The 24282-nt window shown below is 36.1% G+C and carries 19 protein-coding genes; 10 read left to right on the top strand and 9 right to left on the bottom strand.

Features of this window, described 5'->3' with window-relative positions:
- Positions 1 to 23 precede the first annotated feature (23 nt).
- From AC5P2S_RS09570 to AC5P2S_RS09560, 3 genes are all read right to left on the bottom strand, one after another.
- Positions 24 to 3194: an efflux RND transporter permease subunit gene (locus AC5P2S_RS09570; RefSeq protein WP_494554766.1), complete on the bottom strand. Its 3171-nt coding sequence runs from the start codon at positions 3192 to 3194 to the stop codon at positions 24 to 26.
- Between the two features lie 32 nt (positions 3195 to 3226).
- The gene (locus tag AC5P2S_RS09565; protein WP_494554765.1) at positions 3227 to 4387 is read right to left on the bottom strand and encodes an efflux RND transporter periplasmic adaptor subunit; all 1161 of its coding nucleotides are present in this window, start codon (positions 4385 to 4387) and stop codon (positions 3227 to 3229) included.
- A gap of 288 nt (positions 4388 to 4675) precedes the next feature.
- The gene (locus tag AC5P2S_RS09560; RefSeq protein WP_283415519.1) at positions 4676 to 5272 is read right to left on the bottom strand and encodes a TetR/AcrR family transcriptional regulator; all 597 of its coding nucleotides are present in this window, start codon (positions 5270 to 5272) and stop codon (positions 4676 to 4678) included.
- Positions 5273 to 5575: 303 nt separating this feature from the next.
- Here AC5P2S_RS09560 and AC5P2S_RS09555 point away from each other — a divergent pair, with 303 nt between their 5' ends.
- The 4 genes from AC5P2S_RS09555 to AC5P2S_RS09540 all read left to right on the top strand — a co-directional run bounded on the left by AC5P2S_RS09555 (position 5576) and on the right by AC5P2S_RS09540 (position 10983).
- On the top strand, positions 5576 to 6625 hold the full coding sequence (locus AC5P2S_RS09555) for a sensor histidine kinase (RefSeq protein WP_494554764.1): 1050 nt from the start codon (positions 5576 to 5578) through the stop codon (positions 6623 to 6625).
- Positions 6618 to 7295 carry a response regulator gene (locus AC5P2S_RS09550; protein WP_283415517.1) on the top strand — a complete coding sequence of 226 codons (678 nt, stop codon included), beginning with the start codon at positions 6618 to 6620 and terminating at the stop codon, positions 7293 to 7295. The genes AC5P2S_RS09555 and AC5P2S_RS09550 overlap by 8 nt, the downstream gene beginning before the upstream one ends.
- Before the next feature lie 224 nt (positions 7296 to 7519).
- Entirely contained in the window at positions 7520 to 9487 is a 1968-nt protein-coding gene (locus AC5P2S_RS09545) for a KUP/HAK/KT family potassium transporter (protein WP_494554763.1), read from the top strand.
- 23 nt (positions 9488 to 9510) lie between these two features.
- Complete coding sequence (locus AC5P2S_RS09540; protein ID WP_494554762.1) at positions 9511 to 10983, top strand: outer membrane beta-barrel protein; 1473 nt, start codon at positions 9511 to 9513, stop codon at positions 10981 to 10983.
- A gap of 51 nt (positions 10984 to 11034) precedes the next feature.
- On the opposite strand, the gene AC5P2S_RS09535 is transcribed toward AC5P2S_RS09540, so the two are convergent.
- From AC5P2S_RS09535 to AC5P2S_RS09525, 3 genes are all read right to left on the bottom strand, one after another.
- Positions 11035 to 11703: a DUF2461 domain-containing protein gene (locus AC5P2S_RS09535; RefSeq protein WP_494554761.1), complete on the bottom strand. Its 669-nt coding sequence runs from the start codon at positions 11701 to 11703 to the stop codon at positions 11035 to 11037.
- A gap of 60 nt (positions 11704 to 11763) precedes the next feature.
- Positions 11764 to 12681 carry a T9SS type A sorting domain-containing protein gene (locus tag AC5P2S_RS09530; RefSeq protein WP_283415513.1) on the bottom strand — a complete coding sequence of 306 codons (918 nt, stop codon included), beginning with the start codon at positions 12679 to 12681 and terminating at the stop codon, positions 11764 to 11766.
- Positions 12682 to 12773: 92 nt separating this feature from the next.
- A complete protein-coding gene (locus AC5P2S_RS09525; RefSeq protein WP_494554760.1) occupies positions 12774 to 13508 on the bottom strand; it encodes a DNA-formamidopyrimidine glycosylase family protein in 735 nt (244 codons plus the stop codon).
- 71 nt (positions 13509 to 13579) lie between these two features.
- Here AC5P2S_RS09525 and AC5P2S_RS09520 point away from each other — a divergent pair, with 71 nt between their 5' ends.
- Positions 13580 to 14935, top strand: a complete 1356-nt coding sequence (locus AC5P2S_RS09520; protein WP_494554759.1) for a deoxyguanosinetriphosphate triphosphohydrolase — start codon at positions 13580 to 13582, stop codon at positions 14933 to 14935.
- Between the two features lie 20 nt (positions 14936 to 14955).
- On the opposite strand, the gene AC5P2S_RS09515 is transcribed toward AC5P2S_RS09520, so the two are convergent.
- The 3 genes from AC5P2S_RS09515 to AC5P2S_RS09505 all read right to left on the bottom strand — a co-directional run bounded on the left by AC5P2S_RS09515 (position 14956) and on the right by AC5P2S_RS09505 (position 18111).
- Positions 14956 to 16011: a hypothetical protein gene (locus AC5P2S_RS09515; RefSeq protein WP_494554758.1), complete on the bottom strand. Its 1056-nt coding sequence runs from the start codon at positions 16009 to 16011 to the stop codon at positions 14956 to 14958.
- The gene (gene lipB / locus AC5P2S_RS09510; protein WP_494554757.1) at positions 16008 to 16718 is read right to left on the bottom strand and encodes a lipoyl(octanoyl) transferase LipB; all 711 of its coding nucleotides are present in this window, start codon (positions 16716 to 16718) and stop codon (positions 16008 to 16010) included. The genes AC5P2S_RS09515 and lipB overlap by 4 nt, the downstream gene beginning before the upstream one ends.
- 106 nt (positions 16719 to 16824) lie before the next feature.
- Positions 16825 to 18111, bottom strand: a complete 1287-nt coding sequence (locus tag AC5P2S_RS09505; RefSeq protein ID WP_494554756.1) for a T9SS type A sorting domain-containing protein — start codon at positions 18109 to 18111, stop codon at positions 16825 to 16827.
- 104 nt (positions 18112 to 18215) lie between these two features.
- Between AC5P2S_RS09505 and AC5P2S_RS09500 the strand changes: the two genes are divergently transcribed.
- From AC5P2S_RS09500 to AC5P2S_RS09480, 5 genes are read left to right on the top strand one after another with little or no spacing between them, the layout of a single operon-like run.
- Positions 18216 to 20318, top strand: a complete 2103-nt coding sequence (locus tag AC5P2S_RS09500) for a TonB-dependent receptor plug domain-containing protein (RefSeq protein WP_494554755.1) — start codon at positions 18216 to 18218, stop codon at positions 20316 to 20318.
- A 10-nt stretch (positions 20319 to 20328) separates the two neighbouring features.
- Positions 20329 to 21441 (top strand): HmuY family protein, encoded by a 1113-nt coding sequence (locus tag AC5P2S_RS09495; RefSeq protein WP_494554754.1) that lies wholly within the window; start codon positions 20329 to 20331, stop codon positions 21439 to 21441.
- 16 nt (positions 21442 to 21457) lie between these two features.
- Complete coding sequence (locus tag AC5P2S_RS09490; protein WP_494554753.1) at positions 21458 to 22333, top strand: heme/hemin ABC transporter substrate-binding protein; 876 nt, start codon at positions 21458 to 21460, stop codon at positions 22331 to 22333.
- 43 nt (positions 22334 to 22376) lie between these two features.
- A complete protein-coding gene (locus AC5P2S_RS09485) occupies positions 22377 to 23423 on the top strand; it encodes a FecCD family ABC transporter permease (RefSeq protein WP_494554752.1) in 1047 nt (348 codons plus the stop codon).
- Positions 23420 to 24196 carry a heme ABC transporter ATP-binding protein gene (locus tag AC5P2S_RS09480; protein ID WP_494554751.1) on the top strand — a complete coding sequence of 259 codons (777 nt, stop codon included), beginning with the start codon at positions 23420 to 23422 and terminating at the stop codon, positions 24194 to 24196. Before AC5P2S_RS09485 ends, AC5P2S_RS09480 begins: the two co-directional genes overlap by 4 nt.
- Positions 24197 to 24282: the final 86 nt, after the last annotated feature.

The following is a 24282-nucleotide window of genomic DNA, read 5'->3' as shown; positions in this document are numbered from 1 at the left end:
TCTTTGTGCCTTTGCGTTTAAATTTAAATTAAATTCAGAGCTGCTTTTTCTTTTTTTAGCTTACGTTTCTTTTTACTTGGCATTTGCTCGTGCAGGTATTGGAAGATCACATACATCACCGGAATAATGAAAATCCCGAATACAACCCCTGTAAACATTCCGCCAACGGTACTGATTCCGATAGAATGATTTCCTTTTGCAGCCGCACCTTGTGTCCAAACCAATGGTAACATCCCGATAATGAAAGCGAATGAGGTCATCAGAATTGGTCTTAATCTCAATCTCGAAGCTTGTAAGGCCGATTCAATCAAAGTTTTCCCGGCTTTTCTTCTCTGAACTGCGAATTCCACAATCAGGATGGCGTTCTTCGCAAGCAATCCAACGAGCATAATCAATCCAACCTGAACATAAATATTATTATCAATTCCAGCCAATCCTGTAAAAGCAAACACTCCGAATATTCCTGTCGGAACCGTTAAAATAACGGCAAACGGAAGAATGTAACTCTCATATTGCGCTGCTAACAAAAAGTAAACAAACAAAATGCTCAAAAGGAAAACGAAAGCCGTTTGTCCTCCGGTTTTGATTTCTTCACGCGTGATTCCCGTCCATTCGTAGCCGTAACCTCTCGGTAAAGATTGTTTCGCTGTTTCTTCCACAGCTCTAATTGCGTCACCTGTACTATAACCTGGTTTCGGTGTTCCATTGATGGTCACAGCATTGAACAAGTTGTTCCTTGTTACCGTCTCTGGTCCGAAAGTTCTTTTCAAAGTCACCAAAGTTTTGACAGGAACCATTTCGCCAAGATTATTTTTGACATAGATGCCGTCCAAAGAATTCGTGTCCGTACGGTAAAGAATATCCGCCTGAGCCATTACTCGATAATATTTCCCAAATCTGTTGAAATCCGAAACGAAGCTGCTTCCGTAATAGATCTGCATTGTCTGCATCAATTCTGTAATTGAAACACCCAATTGATTGGCTTTATCGGTATTAACATCAATCGTATATTGAGGATTGCCAGCTGCATAAGTAGTGAAAGCAAATGCAATCTCTGGACGTTTCATCAGTTCTCCGATGAAAGCCTGAGCCGTCGTTCCCAATTGCTCAAAAGAACCATTAGTTTTATCCTGAAGCATAAACTCGAAACCGGAAACGTTACCAAATCCCTGAACTGTAGGGAAGTTGAAGAAGAATGCATTCGCATCTTTTACCTGAGACACTTTTCCTGTCAAAGCGGCTGCAATCTGATCCGGGTCTTTCATGTCGCCACGGTCTTCATAATCTTTCAGTTTGATGAAACCTGCAGAGTATGGAGAAGCATTGGCATTACTGATAAAATTCAGACCGTCTGCCACCCAAAGATGATTGGTTGCGTTTTCGCCTTTTACGATTTTATCGATTTGTTCCGTTGCTTTATGTGTTCTTTCCAATGAGCTTCCCGGAGGCGTATTTACAGCGTATAAAACAAAACCTTGGTCTTCAGTCGGGATAAATCCGGTTGGTGCTTTTTTAATCAGGAAAATACTCGCAGCGATGATAATTCCCAAACCACCAATTGCAACCCATTTATTCTTAATTAAAAACTTAAGACTATAAATGTATTTTCTGGTCATATTATTGAAAGCCACATTGAAAGCATTGAAAAATCTTGTTCCAAAACCTTTTTTGTGACCGTGTTCGCCGTGCTCTCCCTGAGGGTCGTTCAGGAACAATGCACATAAAGCAGGACTTAATGTCAATGCATTAACTGCAGAAATCATAATGGCAATCGCCAACGTAAAGGCAAACTGTCTGTAGAAAACGCCCGCAGGACCTTGCATAAATCCAACAGGAATAAATACCGCACACATTACCAAAGTAATCGAAATAATGGCGCCTGAAATTTCTGACATTGAGCTCATTGTAGCTTGCTCTACAGGCATTCCTGTATGTTCCATTTTGGAATGGACGGCTTCCACAACAACGATTGCATCATCAACGACAATTCCAATAGCGAGAACCAGTGCGAACAACGTCAGCATATTGATACTAAATCCGAACAGCTGCAGAAAGAAGAATGTTCCGATAATCGCAACAGGAACCGCGATAGCAGGAATCAATGTTGAACGGAAATCCTGAAGGAAAATAAATACAACAATGAAAACAAGAATAAATGCAATCACCAAAGTTTCAACAACCTGATGAATGGACGCATCCAAAAAGTCTTTGGAATTGTACATAATAATCGGTTTCACACCTTTTGGCAAAGTTGTTTTGAATTCCTCAACCTGCTTTTCGATTTCAGTTAAGATTTCGTTGGCGTTAGAACCTGCGGTCTGCAAAATTGCGAAACCAGAAACCGGTTTTCCGTCAACTCTGTTCGCAGCAGTGTAAGTATAAGAACCAAATTCTACTCTCGCCACGTCTTTCAGTCTTAGAAAAGAACCATCATTATTGGCTTTTATGGCAATATTTTCGTAATCCTCATTCTTGCTGAGTTTACCTTTATATTTTAAAATATATTCGTAAGTTTCCTTGCTTCCTTGTCCCAGACGACCTGGTGCCGCTTCCAGATTATGGTCTTTTACCGCATTCAGAACTTCCTGCGGAGAAAGATTGTTGGCCGCCAAACGGTCCGGCTTCAACCAAAGTCTCATCGAGTAATCCCTTGTTCCGAAAACCTGCGCCTGAGCTACTCCCGGAATACGCTGCAACTGCGGAATGATATTGATTTTCATATAATTCTGCAGGAATAATTCATCATATTCCTTAGGGTCTTCACTATACAAACCCATAAACATAATGAAACTGTTCTGAACTTTTTGAGTTGAAATCCCTGCCTGGACAACTTCTTGAGGAAGCTGGCTCATCGCTTTTGACACACGGTTCTGAACGTTTACCGCGGCATTGTCTGCATCGGAACCCTGCTTGAAAAATACGCTCAAAGTCATAGTTCCATCATTACTGGAATTGGATGTCATATAGGTCATATTTTCAACACCATTCACTGCTTCTTCTATAGGAACGGCAACAGAACGGGCTACAACTTCGGCGTTCGCACCCGGATAAAATGCTGTTACCTGAACACTTGGCGGTGCAATGTCAGGGAACAATGTGATCGGCAGATTGAACACCGACAATGCTCCCAACAGCAATAATATAATGGAGATGACCGTTGAAAGGACCGGTCTTTCTATAAATTGTTTTAACATACTAGTTTAATTTTTAATCTTCTGAATAATTTTTACAAAGGATTGGCTTTCAATAAGCTGTCAGAAGAGATTGTTTTTGGTTTGATAAGCGCACCGTCTTTCAAGTTTCCGATGCCGGTGAATACGATTTTTTCACCTTTATTCAATCCTTCGGAAATAAAGTAATAGTGTTCTGTCTTGCCGGAGATTTTCACAGGTTTTCCAGTCACTTTGTTATCTTTTCCAAGAACATAGACGTAAGTTTTATCCTGAATTTCGAAAGTAGATTCTTGCGGAATTACAACTGCATCTGATAATAATTGCGGCATACGGACACGACCGGTATTGCCGGTTCTCAAAGTTCCATTTGGATTCGGGAACACAGCACGAACGCTGATTGCGCCAGTTGTTTTATCAAATTGTCCGTCAATGATGCTCATTTTTCCTTTTTCCGAATAATTGCTGCCGTCTGCGATGACCAGATCAACCGCCGGCATATTCCTCAATTTTTCTTCAAGCGTTGCGCCTGCATATTTCTTTTGGAAAGCAATGAAATCCAGTTCACTCAGAGAAAAATAAGCATAGATTTGGCTGATATCCGATAACAAAGTCAATGGAGTAGGGTCGGTTCTGGAGATCAGACTTCCTTTTTTATAAGGGATCCTTCCTATGTAACCACTCACGGGTGCTGTGATCGTTGTAAATCCAACATTGATTTTACTTCCACCCAACGATGCTTTTGCCTGAGCGGCTGCTGCAACGGCTGCTGCATAATTGGCTTTTGCTGTTTTCAGTTGTACATCAGAAACGACTTTGTCAGCAACCAAAGGCTGAAGTCTGTCTACTTCTACTTTTGCTTTTTGAATATTAGCATTGGCAGCCTGAAGGTTAGCAGCAGCCATATTCATCTGTTCGCCGTAAACTCGTGGATCAATTTTGAATAACGGCTGTCCGGCTCTTACAAAAGAACCTTCTTCAACATAGATTCTGTCCAGATAACCGTCTACCTGAGAACGGATTTCCACATTGTTTTTTCCTTCCAAAGAGGTTGGGAATTCCTGATAAGTTGTTGCAAGAGAAGTGATAACGGTATAGACCGGAAGTTCCGGCGTAGGGAACGCCATTGCCGTATTGTCTGCAGCTTTTGTACAACTTTGTAAAAAGATAATACTCGAGATCAGTACAATAAGTTTAGAATTGTTAGTTATTTTCATTTCAAGTTTTTTAAGTGTGTTAATTTTAAGTAATAGTGCAATAGAATTGAATATTGTTATTTTATCTAACATTGTTAGTTAAAAATCAAAATATTAGCATTTGAGTTACATTGTTTCCATATTTTAAAAAGTTATTATATGATTAATTAATTCATCTGAACTATGTTCTTTTATCTAACAGTGTTAATATAAAGAAACTATTATATCAGATATTATTCCTTTAATAATTAAATTAAAATTAATACTGTGTTAATATTCCTAACAGTGTTAATTGAAAATTGAAAAAAATTATAACGATTTTATATAAGCTGCAACAGTCTCATCAAGTGTTGTCTTATTCATCGTAGAAGGGATATCATCATTACGCATCATCATAATTGAGATCAAACCGTGAACCGCTGAAAATAATGCGTGAGAAGAATGGCAGGCATTATCTGGGTTTGAACCTTTTTTAACAATGATATCATAAGTGCAATCATACAGTAAATCCTGAAAAGAAGAGAACTCTTCTTTCATCAATCCTTTTCCGCTGCATTGCATTCCCAATCCGAACATCAGCTGATAATACTCCTTATTTTTGAAAGCAAAATTCCAGTAAGCATCAACAATTGCAACCAATTGCTCTTCCGGTGTGTCGTGTTTCTTCTGAGCTTTTAGCAGTTCTATGTGTAGTTTATGAAAACCATTCAGAGAGATCTCAAAGAGAATAGCTTCTTTGTTTTCGAAATAATCATAAACTACAGGAGCGCTGTATTCTATAGCATCAGCAATCTTTCTGATGGAAAGAGAAGCCCACCCGTCCGTTTTAGCCAAAGAGAAAGCTGCATCCAAGATATTGGCGCGTATAGATTCTTTTTCTCTTTGTCTGCGTTCGTGTACTCCCATTTTAGTTTTCCTAACAGCGTTAGCAAAATTATAAACTTTTTGGTTTAAGTTCCAAATAGAATTTGGAATTTAACATCATCGATCATACCTATTCCTATGAAAAACGCTGTATAGTCGCTGGTTTGAATTGATTTTTTATTTTAACTTAATAGTAGTTTTAATAATTTTAGAATGTTTTTATAGAAATTAATTATTTCCAATTAATGAAAAAGTTTTTTTTACAAAATCTTTATACGTTAATAACTAACTTTGTTCAACTTTTTGATAAATGAATTGAAAATACCGTTAATAAAAAATATTTCCTTGACGAAGCAATATACCGTAAGCATTTTAGCCGTGCTTATGGTTGCTTTCTTATGTTTTTCCTTGCAAAACTGGTTAAGTTACAGAACATCTTCATTGATTTTGCTGATGACGGTTTCTGTGATCGCAATGCTTTTCGATATCGTTCCGGTAATTATTTCGGCAGTTTTAAGTGCATTGATCTGGAACTTTTTTTTCATTCCGCCTGTTTATAATTTTCATATCAACAATACGCAGGATCTGCTGATGTTTTTCCTGTATTTTTTCATTGCTTTGGTCAATGCGGTTTTGACTTTCAAAATAAGAGAAGCCGAGAAGAAAGCGCGAGATAAAGAAGAAAAAGAAAACACGATCAAATTATACAACACACTTCTCAATTCCCTTTCTCATGAGCTGCGAACACCGATTGCAACGATTCTCGGAGCAGTTGATACACTTAACGAAAACAAAGAAAAACTATCAATAGACAATCAGAATATTTTGCTTAATGAAATTGGAAAAGCAGGATTTCGGCTGAATAGACAGGTTGAAAACCTTTTGAACATTAGTCGCTTGGAAAATGGAATTTTACGTCCCAAATTCGATTGGTACGATATGAATGATTTGATTAATTCTGTTCTTCAGAAATTATCGGTTAATGAAAATCATAAGATTATTTTTCAGTCCGATGAGACACTGCCTTTGTTCAGGATCGATGAAGGATTTACAGAACAGATCATCCATAATCTTCTGCATAACTCGATTCAATATACGTCTGAAAATTCAATCATTGAAATTGAAGTGAGGCATCAATCGGAAAATTTAATTATTCTGATTTCTGATAATGGTAATGGTTTTCCCGAAGATAAGATGGATCTGGTTTTTAACAAATTTTATCGCCTTCCAAACACAAAGGCCGGTGGAAGCGGATTAGGATTATCAATTGTCAAAGGTTTTGTTGAAGCTCAAAACGGAAAAATAAAATTGAATAATAAAGAAAATGGCGGTGCTGTTTTTACGGTAGAAATTCCTGCAGAAACGTCTTATATCAACCATCTTAAAAATGAATAAAGCCGAGATTCTTATCATAGATGATGAACCGCAAATCCGAAAACTGCTGGAAATCACCTTAGAAAGTAATGATTATAAAGTTCTGCAGGCAGAAACCGGAAAACAGGGTATTATTATGGCAGCCAATCATCCACCAGAATTGATTTTGTTAGACATTGGATTGCCCGATAAAAGCGGTCACGAGATTCTGAAAGAACTCAGAGAATGGTATAATAAAGCGATTATTATTCTGTCTGTTCAAAACAACGAAAATGATATTGTTTCTGCTTTGGATAATGGCGCAACGGATTATCTGACAAAGCCTTTTCGTACGGCAGAGTTAATGGCTCGTATCCGCTCAGCCATTCGTAGAAATCAGACTCAGGAAAATACTTCTGTCATTGAGATTGATGATTTGCAGATTAATCTTGTCAATAGGACGGTTAAGAAAAATGATGAACTGATTAAATTAACCTCGACAGAATTCAATCTGATTTCGCTTTTTGCAAAACACGAAGGCAGCGTTCTGACACATCAATACATTTTGAAAGAAATTTGGGGTGTTGGTTATCAAACTGAAACGCAGTATCTGAGAGTTTTTGTCGGAACACTTCGTAAAAAAATTGAAGACAATCCCAACCAGCCCAAACATATCATTACCGAAAGCGGAGTCGGTTACAGGTTTCAGTAAGTTAAACACAATGGCACAAGGAAATTCTTAATAATAATTAAGGCAGAAAGATTTGTTTCAAATTTAGCTTTGTGCCTTAAAATTGTATTTAATATTAACGCTTTTGTGCCTTTGTGTTACAAAAACATATTTCAATCTTTATATTTTCTTTATACAAACGCTCATTCTTTTTATCTTTTACCGATAGGCTTCTTACCACTTTTGTATCATCAATTATTAGATGAATGGAAAAGTCAAAAAACGGAATTAACAGCAAGATTACTGCTGCTTCCTTATTGGTTGCCTTAGGAATTATTTACGGCGATATCGGTACAAGTCCACTTTATGCTCTCAGAGCAGTTATTGGAGAAAGAGAAATTACGGAAACATTGGTTTTAGGAGGTGTTTCCTGCATCTTCTGGACTTTGGTTTTACAAACAACTATCAAATATGTCTGGCTGACTTTAAAAGCCGATAATGCTGGCGAAGGCGGAATTTTTTCATTGTATGCATTAGTTCGCCGTTACGGAAAATGGCTGGCAATTCCGACAATTCTTGGCGCAACCACATTATTAGCAGATGGAATTATCACGCCTCCGATTTCCGTAGCTTCAGCAGTTGAAGGCCTGGAAATGGTTAAAGGCCTGGAACATATTCCAACGGTACCGATTGTCATTGTAATTCTTTCTTTATTATTCTTTTTTCAAAGATTCGGAACGCATAAGATTGGTCGGGTTTTCGGTCCTGTAATGGCAATTTGGTTTGCAATGCTATTTATTTTGGGAATTTCACAAATTATCCGGTTTCCATCAGTAATCAAAGCTTTGAGTCCACATTATGCTTATGAATTATTGGTTAATTATCCTCACGGATTTTGGCTTTTAGGAGCGGTTTTTCTTTGTACAACAGGAGCGGAAGCGTTGTATTCTGACCTTGGACATTGTGGTAAAAAGAATATCAGAATCACCTGGATGTTTGTGAAAGTTTGTTTGATTTCATGTTATCTGGGACAGGCAGCTTGGTTATTGAATGAAGGCGGAACGGCTCTCGATGGAAGAAATCTTTTTTACGAAATAATGCCTGATTGGTTTTTAATTCCTGGGATTATTATTGCGACAGTTGCCACAGTCATTGCTTCTCAGGCTCTAATCAGTGGAAGTTATACATTAATCAGTGAAGCGATGAATCTTAATTTCTGGACTAGAGTAGCGGTAAGACAACCTTCCAATATCAAAGGTCAGATCTATATACCAAGTGTGAATAATATCCTTTGGGCAGGTTGTATTCTGATGATTGTCTATTTTCAATCTTCGACACATATGGAAGCAGCATATGGCTTTAGTATCACGATAGCAATGATGATGACAACGATTCTGCTTTGTTACTTCCTGATTTACAGATTGAAATGGAACAAGTTTTTAGTATTCGGATTATTGATTTTATTTGCGACGGTTGAGATTTCATTTTTTGTTGCAAACGTTGCTAAAATCAAGGAGAGATGGATGTTCTTGTTCTTTGAACTGTTCATTTTTATGACGATGTATGTCTGGTTTTTTGCAAGAAAAATCAATAATAGATTTACGAAGTTTGTTGACCTTGGACAATTTGTCCCTCAAATCAAGGAGTTAAGCTCAGACCAGGATATTCCAAAGTTTGCGACACATTTGGTTTATTTGACTAAGGCCAATCATCGTCACCAGATAGAAGAAAAAATCATCAAATCTATCTTTTCAAAAAATCCTAAAAAAGCAGATGTTTATTGGTTTCTCCATATTAATAGGACAGAAGAACCTTATACTTTGTCTTATAATATTTCGGAATTGGTGGATGATAAAGTTATTAAAGTTAATATCAATATCGGATTCAGGATTCAGCCAAAAACCGAATTGTATTTCAAAAAAATTATGCAGGATTTGGTCAATTGCAAAGAACTCAATCTTCATATTCGTCCGGATGGTTCTTCCAAGTATAACAACGAACCGGATTTCAAATTTGTCATCATAGAAAAATTCCTATCCGTGGAAAATGAATTTGCTTTGAGAGAAGGTGTTTTACTTAATTCCTATTTCTTTCTGAAGCGACTTGGTCAAAGCGATGAAGCAGCATTTGGGTTGGACAAAAGTGATGTTGTGATAGAACACACGCCTTTGGTTTACCAGCCTGTTTCGAAAATCGATTTGAAACGAGAAATCAAAACTCAGCCTATTTTATAAATCTAAATTTTATCATTAATCCAATGAAAAAAAATATCATCATAGCCTTGTGCTTATGGTCATTGAATAGTAATGCTCAAACTTTAACAGAAACTGATAAAAGAAGTATTGTTCAGCAAGTCAAAAAAGAAATTCTTGATAGTTTGAAACTTCAAACCAATTCTAAAATTGATACAACCGATACTGAATTACCGAAAGTCAATAAACAATTCGGAGAACCATTTGAAGGTCTCGATATGAGCTGGGCAAACGGAAGCGACAGACGAACTAAAAATATATGGAAGGATAACCAGTTCTTTGTTCCGAGTGTTTTGGTGGATGTCAATTACAATTATTCTTTCAATAACCCGATGGATAATACGGCGATTGGAAGCACAGCGGTTGCAAGGCATAATGAGGTTCAGATTGCGGCTTTACATTTTGGCGGCGATTTCTATTACAAAAATGCAAGAGCGAGAATCATGACGCAGTTTGGAACACGTTCAGTCGTCATTCCGAGAAACGATTACAGCCCTTACCGCGGACAATATAAACTGAATGATGTTTATCGATATCTAAGTGAAGCCAATGCCGGAATCCATATCAACAAATGGTACGGAATCAATATTGACGCAGGTTTGTTTATGTCTTATATTGGACTCAATTCTTTTTATCAGGCTGAGAATTGGGAATATCAGGCATCGTTCACTTCAGATAATACACCTTGGTTTTTTAATGGATTAAGGATTCAGATATTTCCGACCAGGAATTTAAAAATCGAACCCTGGATTATCAACGGCTGGCAGAGTTACGGGCGATTCAATGCAATGCCGGGATTTGGAGCTAATGTGACTTATATTCCTAACTGTAATCTGAAATTAATCACGAATAATTATTACGGCTCCGATGCGGCATTGATTCCGGACAGAAAAAGATTTCACAGTGACAACAGTGTTTTGTGGCGCTACTACAACAGACCAAAATCTGACGGGATTACTAAAATGGCGTTTTCTCTTACAGGCGATATCGGTTTTGAAAAAGGCGGCGGTGTGAATGGTTTCAATAATAATGATCCGGACAAACCAGCACAATATTTCTTAAGTGCAATGTTTTACAACAGGGTCTGGTTTGCGAAAGATAAAATGGCCTGGACTGTTGGTGGCGGCTGGATGAAAAATCCCGGACGGTATTTGGTTCTTTATCCAACTGGACAGGCAAGCCCATTACCCAATCCGAACAATCCTACACAGACAGAAGGCGCATTCCCATTCTCAGCTAATCCGGGAGATCAGTTTGAAGGCTGGGATCTTTCTACCAACTTAGATTATATGCCGAATCAAAGCATTACATTCCGTTTGGAATTTGTTTATCGCGAAGCTAATGTTCCTTATTTTGCTGGTCACGGAGGTGTGACTTCGCAGACAGGTTACACGGTTTCTGAACTGGACCCGAATTGGCGACCTGATTTGGTCAAAAGAGAGAATCGATTGATTCTGGCAATTTTGTTTAGACTTTAAAAAAAGTAGAAGCTTAATAAAAAAGCTTCTACTTTGTGTTTATCAATGTGATTATTTTCCTATAGCGTCATTAAGAAACTGATTAAAGGGATAAATTTCCTTAAAAACTTTAACGGTATTTTTAACAAAGTTTCCATCCTGAACATCTTCATCAGAAAGCGGATGAAAAACCGTGAATTGCTTGAATTTGAGATAATCGCCCATTGGATTTTCTTTGTCAAAACCTTGCGGCACTTTTACCAGTTTATCGCCTCGTAATTCCAGTTGATCTTTGAAGGATTTTTTGTTGAGGATTTTCAGAAATTCATCACCTTCGGAACTGATTTTTTCACGGATGGATTTTAGGTTTTTTGGTTCGGTCATATAAACACCGCCAGCCAGGAAAGATTTGTTAGGTTCAAGATGAATGTAATAACCGGCGTGATTCAAAGTTTTCGGTCCTTTTTCTACCAACGATGCTCCGATATTGGTTTTGTAAGGCGTTTTATCTTTAGAAAATCTGGTGTCTTTATAGATTCTGAAAATACAATTCTTAGCTTCCAGTCGTTCAACACTTTTATCAAATTCCGAAACACCGGAAATAATCTCATTGACTGCATTTTCAACATTCTCTTTAGCATTTAGATAAAGCTGTTTGTTCTCATTAAACCATTCTCTGTTATTATTGATTTCCAGAGTTGAAAGAAAGTTAAGCGTTTCCGGCTTGATAAGGTTTTTCATCAGAATAATATTTTAGATAAAATTAATAAAAAATCCTGCCGATGAAAGCAGGATTAAGATTTATTGTTTGATGAATTTGGATTTGTAAGTTTTGTTTTTATCTGTTTTGATATCAATCAAATAAACACCTTTTGATAGACTTTCCACATTAATTTCAGTTTGTTTAGAAACCGTTTTCAGCTTTTGTCCGGCAACATTATAGATGTTGATTTCGCTGATGCTTTCGTTATTTGAAAGATTGATTTTTAAAATATCTTTGACTGGATTTGGATATAATTTGATGTTGGCTTTCGTTACATCATTTACGGCTAGTATTTGATCATTGATTTTTAGATTATCAATATAAGCACTTCCACTAAAGTTATCGTGAACAAAATTAACGCCTGTAATATTAGTTTGAGCAAAATTCGGAATCGTTTTGATTAATGCCCCATCAATGTAAAATTTGATTTCGTTGCTATTGGTTTCTGATCTTAGATGATACCATCTGTTGGCTTCCCAAGTAAAATCGGTACTTTCATAGCCATAATCTTCATCATTTACTACTTCCAGATTACCTGTGTAGTTGAAAGAGTAGATAGAAACCGGCATAAATTCATCTGTATCTACAACTCCAAAAGTTCCAAACTCAAATGTAGAGCCTTCTAATTCTGTAATAAAAACATCAAAATCTACGATTGTATGTTGAAAATTATAAGCTCTATCAAATAGTTTAGCTGCACCATAGATAGGAAACCAACCAAAATCTTCCGCTTCATCTACACTTATTTTCAAAGATTGAGTTCCCTCAAAAGCTTTTTCTGTAGAAATCGTTTGATTGTTGATAGGAGCTTCATCATTGTTAAGTGTAACTTCCCAACCATTTTGTCCATTGATATCTCCAGCAGTATAACCTTCTGAAGCTTCAAAAGAAATGGTTTGTTGCGCAAAAGCAAATGATGAAACTAATGATAGAATTAATAAGTATTTATTTTTCATAAACTAAATTTTGCCAATGATAAGCAAAATTAAATTCAAATCAAATTCATAAAAGCCTTTTAATTCTAAGTTTTCGCTAAAAAGAACAGATTTTAGTATAATTTTTGGTCGGTTTCGCAATAGAAACTTCTCCGTTTGGACTTGCCTGTGATTTTACTTGTCAAAGGTTTTCCGCATTTTGGACAATTCTTTTGGTGATGCGCTTTCCAGTGTTTTTTCAAAGTGAATTCCCGTTTCCATTTTAGAAAATCGAAGCTGTAATTTCTGGATTCTTTGATCAGCTCATTTATTTTTTTTGCAGGAAGATGTCCAAGCAAACTTTCCGGCTGAACGGCAATTCTGAAAAGTACTTCATTCTTGATGATATTGCCGACACCGGAGAAAATATCCTGATTCATCAGCGCGTCGCAAACCATCATTTCGGGATTGGATTTTAATTTGAATTTGGCTTTTTCAGGGTTCCAAATGTCACTCATCACATCAGCTTCCCAATCGATAGTTTTCAGGAAGTCATTGGGTAAAAGCTTAACAGAACAAGTGAAGAAAAGCATTTTTCCGTTTTTGAAACTTAATCCTAGACGAAGATTTTTGTCAGGTTTTGTCTGTTTATCAATCTCGTAAGATCCAAACATGAGGAGATGAATTCTGATATTGATGTCGTCGAAAATTAAATAAGTTTGCTTACCATAAAGTCGGATTTCGTTTAAAGTTTTACCGACAAGAATACCTTTGTCAATCTTTGCATTTCCGACAGCAGCAGTAACCTTTTCTCCAACAAATTTGTTGAGATCTTCTTTCATCAAAACTATGGATGGACCTTCCGGCATAACAACTTTTTTCAGGAAAAATCAAATATTATTCCTTTAAAAATAAAATATCCCTTATTTTTGAATCCATTATGGATCTGAATTCAATTTTTACCAATCAACGCACAGGAAATAATCCGCACACAAAAGTTTCAAGGACTGATTTTCAGAGGGATTTTGACAGGATTATTTTCTCGTCAGCATTCAGAAGATTGCAGAACAAAACGCAGGTCTTTCCGCTTCCTGGAAGTGTTTTTGTACATAACCGTTTGACGCATTCATTAGAAGTTTCCTCTGTTGGTCGTAGTTTGGGAAGTGTGATAGGAGAATTTATCCACGATAATTTTGTCAGTGATCTTAATGAAGAATCAAAAAACTTTTACCTTCATAATTTAGGAAATGTGATTGCGGCAGCCTGTCTTTGTCATGATGTTGGGAATCCTGCTTTTGGACATTCCGGAGAAGATGCGATTGCCAGTTACTTTGACAGAAATGAAAGCGATTTGAAATCGAAATTCAATGAAAAAGAATGGGCGGATCTGGTGAATTTTGAAGGAAATGCCAATGCAATCAGAGTTTTGGCACAACAACAGCAAGGCAAAGATGCCGGCGGAATCCAATTGACATTTGCAACTTTGGCTAGTATTGCAAAATATCCTTGCGAAGCGATTGCTAAAAAGAAAGGCATTATCCACAGAAAAAAATTCGGTTTTTTCCAGAATGAAAAAGATATTTTCTTGGAGATTGCAAAAGGAACCTCGATGATCCTGGAAAATGAAAATCCATATATTTTTAGGAGACATCCATTTGTTTGGCTGGTAGAAGCTGCTGACGATATTTGTTACAATATCATTGATATGGAAGATGCACACAGATTAGGAATTGTTTCCACTGCCGATTGTAAAAATCTTTTCTTCGAACTGGTAAAATCTGAAACGGACGATATTAACAGAATAGAGCAAAAACTGGATTCGATAAGTAATGAAAATGAACAAATCTCTTACCTTAGAGCTAAGGTTATTAATGCTTTAATCAATAAATCTGTTGAGCTTTATAAGTCTAACTTCAACAAAATTCTTGAAGGAAATCTTGATAAAGGGCTTTTGGATATTTATAAATCCGAAAATAAAACACTGCAGGATATCGAAAGTTTTTCCATTGAAAAGATCTACAATCATAAAGCTGTTGTTGAAATCGAAAATGCCGGTTATAATGTAATGTACGAATTATTGGATCATTTTATTCCATCAATTTTGAAAACAGCAGATGAAAGAAAATCTTACGATAAAAAAGCATTAAAGCTTCTTCCAAAACAATTCTTTTATGAAGATGGAACAGATTATCAGAAAGTCCTTGGTGTAATTGATTTCGTTTCCGGAATGACGGATAATTTCGCAACTGATCTTTATAGAAAAATAAAAGGAATTGATATTGGGATGACGATGTAAGCGAAGTAATTCTAATTGATTTAATAAACAGTAGCACTTATTAAATTTAAAATCCAGTCATTGCCTTCTTTTTTAATTCTACAACTTGTGCTTCCGTTTTCGTAAGCAGACGTAATCTCAAATTCATTATCATTGGTCTTTATAATGTCTCTATATTCGCTATCTGTTATATTAAAGTTATTTCTGTCTTTATTCTTCATAAATAACAAGACTCGATTCGTTTTTGGGGCAATGTTTTTAAGTGCAGTATTTTCTATAATATAAATATCGAATTTGAATGGGTTAATATCTGACTGTATTTGATGTTCTTTGACAAAGATTGGCGTTACAGTTTTAGAATTATCAAATTTGTGAATATAGCCGCCGTTTATATATTTGTTAAAAGCATTTGTATATTCATTATCAATTGATTTGTACAATGGATTAAAGTCTACATCATCATTGATTCCGTCATTGTCAGAATCTTTTGATTTGGGATTGAGTCCAATATAATTTTCGAAGATATCATTGTAACCATCACCGTCAGAATCTTGCTTGATTATATTAATATCGATTGATAATAATAAATTTTCCTTTAAAGCTTTGTATTTTGGAAAATCCTCCTCGGAAATCATCGGACGGCTTCCTAAACTAGTCTGCTTTATAATTGAACATTCGAGCTGAAGCTTATCATCTTTTATCAGCCGATATATTGATGATATTTTTATATGAATGAATTTATCTTGAGCTATACCAATAAAATAAGGCTTAGTCTTTTTATTTTCATTTATAATTAACCAAAATCCCAGCGAATTGATTCCCAAAGCATATATTTTATCTTGGACTTTTTCAAACTTTAAGTAATTGAAGATGTTAGAAAATGACTCTAATTCCTCTGGAATATCTTTTACAGATTCTAACCAATAACTGCCAATATAAGAATTGTTGAATGGAGTGTAATTTTTTATCTCCTGAAACTTTATAAAGTTGGGATATTTTTGATTGAGAATAGAATCGTCGAAAAATTTCGGTTCTGTAATCTGAGAAGCAAATAGATCAAATAAACTAAAAATAAAAAAGAAGATTATTTTTTTCATATCAATTCGCAACCAAATACATCTATAAAATGTTTTTTGATTTTTTCTTTGACTTCTTCCATATTGACTTCTCGTTCTAATTCTCTTTTCAAGGAAGTCACTTGTTTATCGGTAATTCCACAAGGGATAATGTATTCGAAATAACGCATATCTGTATTTACATTGAGAGCAAATCCATGGATTGTAACCCAACGTGATGCTTTTACACCCATTGCACAGATTTTTCTTGCATAAGGTTGCCCTACATCCAGCCAGACGCCTGTTTCGCCATTGGAACGTTCTCCTTTCAGTCCATATTCTGCAATGGTTCGGATAATGACTTCTTCCAAGTCGCGCATGTAACGATGGATATCTGTATAAAAATTTTCCAGATCCAAAATAGGGTAGCCAACAATCTGCCCAAATCCGTGGTAAGTAATGTCACCACCACGATTTACTTTGACATAAGTCGCATTGATTTCCTTCAGTTTGTCTTCGTTAGCTAAAAGATTTTCCTCGTGACCACTTTTCCCAAGCGTATAAACATGCGGATGCTCTACGAAAAGAAGATAATTATTGGTCGTTTTTTGATGGTCTGGATTTTCCCGATTAAAGATTTTGGTTTCGAGATTTTTTTTCAGTAATTCTTCCTGATAATCCCAGGATGGCTGGTAATCTTTGGTTCCCAAGTCCTGAAATTCTACTTTTTTATTGATAATGGAATTCACTGTAATTGAATTATTTCTACAAATTTACTCATTATTTCATCAAATCACAATAAAACGAAAACCACCCGAAGGTGGTCACTATAAAGAATAAAATCTGAAATATGACTTATTTTACAACAAGTTTTTTTGTTTCTGTCTTGCCTCCATATGAGATTTTTACCATATAGATTCCTGCGGTTAGATTTTTTACATCCACTTCTTGTGCAGAGAAACCAGATTTGTTATTGATAGCAGTTTCATAAACTTTCTTTCCGGTAAAATCAAAAATTTCAACATTACCGTTTTTGGAATCGGCTTGTTTTACATCAAATAAGATGTTAATTTTTCTATCCTCTTTTGTTGGGTTGGGATAAATACCGAATGTCCCTTTTTTACCAAAATCTGCAACAGATAGTTCACTGGTAATATTTTTATACTTGAAGTACATATTACCTGTAGAAGCACCGCCATTAGAAGTAAAATACATTCTGTAATAGTTGCTGCCTTCTTTTATATAATATACAGCATCTGTATATACTCCTGAAGTTGGCTTCCAGGAATGTCCAATCGTTGTAATCTCTTTTGAGAAAATAGCCGCAGAGGGTAGAGTATAAGTTGATGTAGCCTGAGTTTCAGGTTTTACATATGCAATAGTTACGTTCGGTGACTGTATTGTTCCGGACATCAGATACATCATGATATTGTTATAGAAAGTCCAGTATCTTGTGAACATGAGATCCCATTTTGCTTTGGAAGGCTCGATGTTTTCAACTTTTGCTCCGGATGTAAATGAAAAATAATTAAAATATGCATCATCTGTCCCGCTGGCAATCGTTCTTGTTTGTGTTGCATCCCAGGATGTTCCGTTCCATTTGGCATATTTGAATGTATAGCCGGACGAATATTCATTAATAAAGAATTTGTAATAATCCCCATTTCCATATTCCAGAACAAACACGACCTTTCCCAATATTTTATGAGTACTCAGGTCATAACTCCCCCAACTGAAGTTAAAGCCGCCTGATGGTAACAATGTTGCATTATCAAAAGCGCCATCCTGTAGCTTGTCTGTTTTGTCCGGATTATAAAGTGGCTCACCCCAGTTAGCTTTATCACCCGGTACAACAGTATCAAATGCTGCAGGATTAGCAGAAACCTGATAAACTTTCACATTGTTTGCGTCATTCACTCTTTCTCCAAAATCCATTGCTGAGTTTCTGTAAAAAGCGATGTCCCAACTGGTTGCGGGTTGCGAAATGATTTTGTTTTCAGAAAAATCAAAGAATACTCTGTTTGCATACTGAGCTCCCATTGATAGTTCTACGGAAGTATATCCATATTCATCTGTTTGTGATAATACTGTTTGACTAACTGCCAAAGTCAGAGCTGATGCAAGAAATAGTTTTGTTTTCATAATTGCTTATTAATATTATTTTTATTTAGAATAATTATACAAAACTATATATTTATTTTTAATTATTCTAAATAAACATATATATTTGTCGAAAATTATTTCTTATGGATAAGAAAATGATGAGTGTTTTAGGGCTTTTGTCCATTAATATGGTTCTTGCTCAGAAAGATTCAATTAATCAGAAAATTATTGAAGAAGTTGTTATTACAGGACAATATAATCCTCAGTCAATCAACAAATCGATATATAAAGTAGAAGTAATCAATGAGCAGCAAATAAAGAATATGGCAGCTACAAACGTTGCCGAAGTATTAAATCAAAGCCTGAATATACTGATAACACCTGATACGAAGTCGGGGAATTCCACAGCCAACATCCTTGGTTTAGACGGGAATTATGTCAAGATTCTTATAGATAATATTCCGGTTGTCGGAGATACAGGCCTTGGAAGTAATATTGATCTTACTAAATTAAGTCTTAATAATATAGAGCGTATAGAGGTGGTACAAGGAAGCATGGGGGTGGAGTACGGAAATGGAGCTTTGGCAGGAGTCATCAATATTATTACAAAAAAATCTGCTTCACAAAAGGTCAGTCTTCGGGCTTCTGTTCAGGAAGAATCTGTAAGAGACGGATATAGCTGGAGAAAACGGGGGAAAGGGAGGCATATACAAAATTTAAATGTAGGATATTATCTGAATAATAATTTGTATCTCAGTTTGAGTTTCAATCATAATGATTTTATGGGTTATGAAGGCAGTAAAATGGGATATAAATATTTTGAAAGAGATAACAATAGAGGTTATGACTGGAACCCCAAGAATCAATATGATATCAATGCTTTGTTGAAATATTCTAAAGGAAACACATCATTGTTCTATAAGATCTCTTATCTGAATGAAAAATTTAACTTTTACAATCCTGTAGTAGAAAGAGACCCGTTAAATGATGGCGAAGGTGGCGTGACCTATACAAGCAAGGATCGGGAGTATAATACAGAACGTTGGATTAATCAATTCAATATTCAGACTAAGCTGGGGAATATCCATTATTTGGGTGATTTCTCTTATCAAAATCAAGATCGCCAATATCGTGATTATATTTATGATATTCCTCAAAGAAGTATAAGAACAAAAGATGAAAGTCTGTCTTATTATGATACGAAAGTTTTCTATTCCAGAGGAATGTTCAGTAATTTTCTAAATAATAACAAGTTTGACTTCCAGTTAGGTTATGAGTTAGATCATACTAATGGTTATGCTGCGCTTATTGCATTAGAAGGCTTAGGCAATAATATTATAAAAAGGAAAATTTTTACTTATGCTAATTTCATCTCTGGCGAATGGAATGTGAATGACAAATTGACATTAAGACCAGGCGCACGGCTTTCTTTGAGCGATAGATTTGAAAATCAATTCAATTATTCCTTATCCGCAAGATATAAAACATCCGAAAATTCTAATATCCGTGGTGTTTTTGGTAGTGCAAACAGATATCCCACTTACGAAGAGCTATTCATGTATTTTGTGAATACTAATCACGATGTCCAGGGTAATCCTGATCTGGATCCTGAAAAAGGCTTTTCTGTTGGGATGTTTTGGGATCAGAATTTTTCAACAACCGGCAATTGGAAAATTGCCTATAGCCTAAATGCATTATATCTTGATGTGAAAGATAGAATAGAACTTGTAACTATAAAACTTCCTTCCACTTTTAAATATTTGAATATCAACGCTTATAAAAGCTTATTGTTTTCAGCAAATGTGGATTTTAGGAAAGATCAGTTCATATTTGGATTAAAAGCTTCAGTTAACGGTATTTCCCGAGAAATGATAGACTTGGCCCAAACTTCTCCGACAGATTTTAAATATAATCTACAGGCAGGTGCATCCACAACTTACAGTCTTAAAAAATTCCAGACTCAATTCGCATTGTACTATAAATATTCTGGGGAAGAACAGAGATATGTTTCCAATGGAACGGGTTATGACCTTGGAAAAATGGGTGATTTTCATATGATGGATTTTATTGTAACACAGCCATTATGGAAAAATCAATTTGATTTGTCTGTAGGTGTTAAGAATATTTTCGATGTTACTTCCGTCAGTAATACTGTTGTTAATTCAGTTGGGCACGAGATATCTACAGGTGTTAGCAATCTTTTCTACGGAAGAAGTTATATAGCAAGATTAACCTATCAATTTTAAAAAAACAGTAATGAAATTAGTAAAGATTTTATTCATTTTATCTTTTGTAATCTGCCTTCAGTCCTGTTTGGCAGCAGATGATGATCCAGTAAGTGTTCCACCAATTACAGGACAGACATTAGATCCGGATTTAGGGGGTGCAAAACAAGGAAATCAAGTTTGGGTTGATCTTTCGGAGCCTAAAGACAGGAGTATGACCTCTAATTTAAGAACAGATTGGGATTTAGGCTTCTATTCCGGAGATGAATTTCGTGTTGTCATAAATGGATCAATTATAATGGCGGCTGGCAAAATACCCGATGCAACTGATATTGATGCAATTACATCTGCTCAGGTTGCTTCATTACAAAACGAAGTAATGGTAGGAAGTTTTCTTGCTTCTAATCTTCAATATGTAGATAATCCCAACGGAATGTTTCTAACTCAGACGACAGGTATAGCTCCTATTAATGCTAATGACAGAGACAATCCCGTATACCTCATCAATATGGGTAGAGATATCTATAATGGAACTATAACACCGGGTTCAGCAATTACGGGAGGTAATGAAAGAGGCTGGTATCTTTTGCAGATTACAAGAGCCAATACAGGCTATAAACTGAAATACAAAGATCTGAGTTCTGCCAATCCTCATATGGAGTATATTCTTACAAAAAATTCAGATTATGCTCTTAATTTTTTCAGCCTGAAAAATGGTAAGGAAGTTACAATTCAACCAAAAAGAAAAAATTGGGATATAGGTTTTACAGTTTTTACTAATGAAGTTTTTTATTCACCGGGAGTTTCTGCTGGAAGCTACGTCTATGCGGACTTTGTAATTAGTAATATCACCGATGGTGTTGGTGCATATCAAGTTAATATTCCTGCTGGAACTAATGCGGATCAATATTATAACAATTTCAAAACAAGTGATATTGATGCTTCTAAATTTATTTTTAATGATCAAAGAGCTATTGGAGATCATTGGCGAACAGTTACAGGAAGTAATGGAGCACAAGTTTACGGAGATCGATTTTATATAATAAAAGATGCAGAAGGTTTTTTCTTTAAACTAAGATTCAACAAAATGATGAATGATAAAGGAGAAAGAGGCTATCCACAATTTGAATACGAAATACTTTAAATCAATCAATAAGCTTATGAAAAATATCAAAATAGCTATTTTATCAACACTTCTTTTAACAGGTTTTTCCTGTAAAAAAGAAGACACAAAAGTTGCAAAATCAGAAGAAACAAAAACTCCTATTTCCAGCCAAAGGATTGTAAGTATCAGCGGTGGCGTTACAGAGATTGTCGCGGCTCTTGGACATGAAAAAGAAATCGTTGGAATAGACGTTACAAGCACTTACCCGGAAAGCCTTGAGAAAACGGCAGAGAATCTTGGCCACGTCCGCTCAATGACTGTTGAACCGATCATGAAGCTCAGTCCAACTTTGATTTTGGCTTCCAGTAAAGATATCAATCCGGACCTGCTGGAAAAAATCAAATCTTCCGGAATTCAAACCGAATTATTCAATCAGGAGTTTTCAATCAATGGAACCAAAAAATTGATTGACCAGCTTGCAAAAGCTTTAGGAAATACCAATCAGCAGGCATTATTAGATAAAATTGATACTGATGTAAAACAAATCCGGCCAATTGTTAAAAAGCCAAAAGTTCTTTTCATCTATGCAAGAGGTAATATGATGATGGTTGCAGGGAAAAATACGCCAATGGCAAGCATTATAGAAATTGCAGGAGGGCAAAATGCAGCTAATGATTTCGAAGATTTTAAACCCTTGACGCCGGAAGCCGTTATACAATCAAATCCGGATGTATTGTTATTCTTCACAACCGGTTTGCAAGGCTCTGGCGGCGCAGAAGGAGCTCTTAAAATGCCGGGCGTTTCTCAGACCAATGCCGGTAAGAATAAGAAAATCATTGCTTTGGATGGTGGATTATTATCGTCCTTCGGGCCAAGAGTTGGCGAAGCTGCATTGAATTTGAACAGATTATTAATAGAATCTTCAAAATAAATTTTTATCAGCGAAAATATAAGTCTATATTCTTCTAAAACTAATGACTTTGAGATCAAAAAATATCGGCTTTTATATAGCGATCGGCTTGTTATCCTTAGTTATAATGATGATTACAGCACTTAATATCGGTGTTTATGAGTTCGGAAAATCTTCTGCTTATGAAGTTTTTTGGAAACTTATATCCGGTAATCCATCATTATCTCTCAGCGAAAAATATGTTATTTGGGAAGTGCGAGCTTCCAGAATCGTTATGGCGGTTTTGATTGGGAGTATGTTGGCTGTTTCAGGAACTACCTTGCAAGGGATGTTCAAAAATCCGTTAGCAACCGGAGATTTAATTGGACTGACTTCCGGGGCAACGCTTTTGGCAGCTATTGCGATTGTTTTAGGGCATACATTCCAGGATTATCTTCCGGAATGGATCAGGTTTTCCCTGGTTAGTGTTTCTGCCTTTCTGGGTGCACTGTTATCAATGATTTTGGTTTACAGAATTTCAACTTCCGGCGGAAAAACAAACGTCGTAATGATGCTATTAAGCGGTGTCGCCATTACAGCCATCGGTTTTGCCATCACCGGAATGCTAATTTACATCTCCAAAGACGACCAGTTGAGAGATTTAACCTTTTGGAATTTGGGAAGTCTGGCTTCGGCAACCTGGACAAAGAATGCCATTCTATTTGGAGTTTTGTTGATTTCCTATTATGTATTGTTACCAAAAGGAAAAGCATTGAATGCAATGATGTTGGGCGAAAAAGATGCACAGCATTTGGGGATCAACGTCGAAGTTCTGAAAAAACAGATTGTTATTCTCACCGCATTGATGGTGGGAACTTGCGTTGCCTTTTCCGGAACGATAGGATTTGTGGGATTGATAGTGCCTTATATTTTAAGGTTGTTATTCCGGTCAGACTATCACTTTATTTTACCGTTGTCAGCCATTTGCGGAAGTATCCTGTTACTGTTTGCAGACACACTTAGCAGAACCATTGTTGCACCTTCAGAATTACCAATCGGGATTTTGACAGCCGTAATGGGTGGCCCGGTTTTCATAGCGATTTTGTTAAAATTCAAAAATAATTTAAGATGATCAAAGGACATCAAATCAACTATCAGAGTCAGAATATCAGCATCTTAAAAGGTATTGATATCAAAGTTGGTTACGGCGAATTTTTGGCTATTGTTGGACCCAATGGTGCAGGAAAATCCAGTCTTCTTAATGTTCTAGCCAACGAAATCAAAACTGATAAAAAACAGCATATTCTTTTCAAAGACAAAATCCTTACCGACTGGAAATTAGAAGATCTATCAAAGCATAAAGCCAAGTTTTCCCAGCATAATTCGCAGGATATTCCGCTTTTGGTAAAAGATGTCGTGATGATGGGGCGTTATCCATATTTCCATTCTCAACCTAATTCTGAGGATTTCAAATGTGCGGAAAATGCAATGACAGATACAGATATCATCCATTTGCAAAACCGGGATTATAATTCTTTGTCCGGTGGGGAAAAACAACGTGTGCATCTGGTAAGAGTTTTAGCTCAGTTAGATAATGACGTGACGCATCGACTATTATTTCTAGACGAACCACTTAATAATCTGGATGTTAAACATCAATACAAAACTTTAGAATTAATAAAAAAATTGACTCAAAAGAAAAATACAACGATTGTGGTTTTACACGATCTCAATTTGGCAGCACATTTTGCAGATAAAATTCTGTTGATGGAAAGTGGGAAAGTTTTGTCTTACGGTTCACCGGAAGAGGTTTTCACGCAGGAGATGATTAGCAAGGCTTATCAATTCCCATGCACTATTTGTAAACACCCTGTCAATCAGGAAACGATGATTTTATTTGGATAAGATTGGGGCAGCTTTTCCGCCCTCCGCTATTATCTTTTTGCTCGGCATAGCCTCTCGCAAAAATGATAACCGCTCAGGTCGGGCTG

The organism is Epilithonimonas sp. 33E (assembly GCF_059372615.1).
The sequence above is the reverse complement of the archived record's forward strand: the minus strand, read 5'-3'. Positions and strand labels throughout refer to the sequence as shown.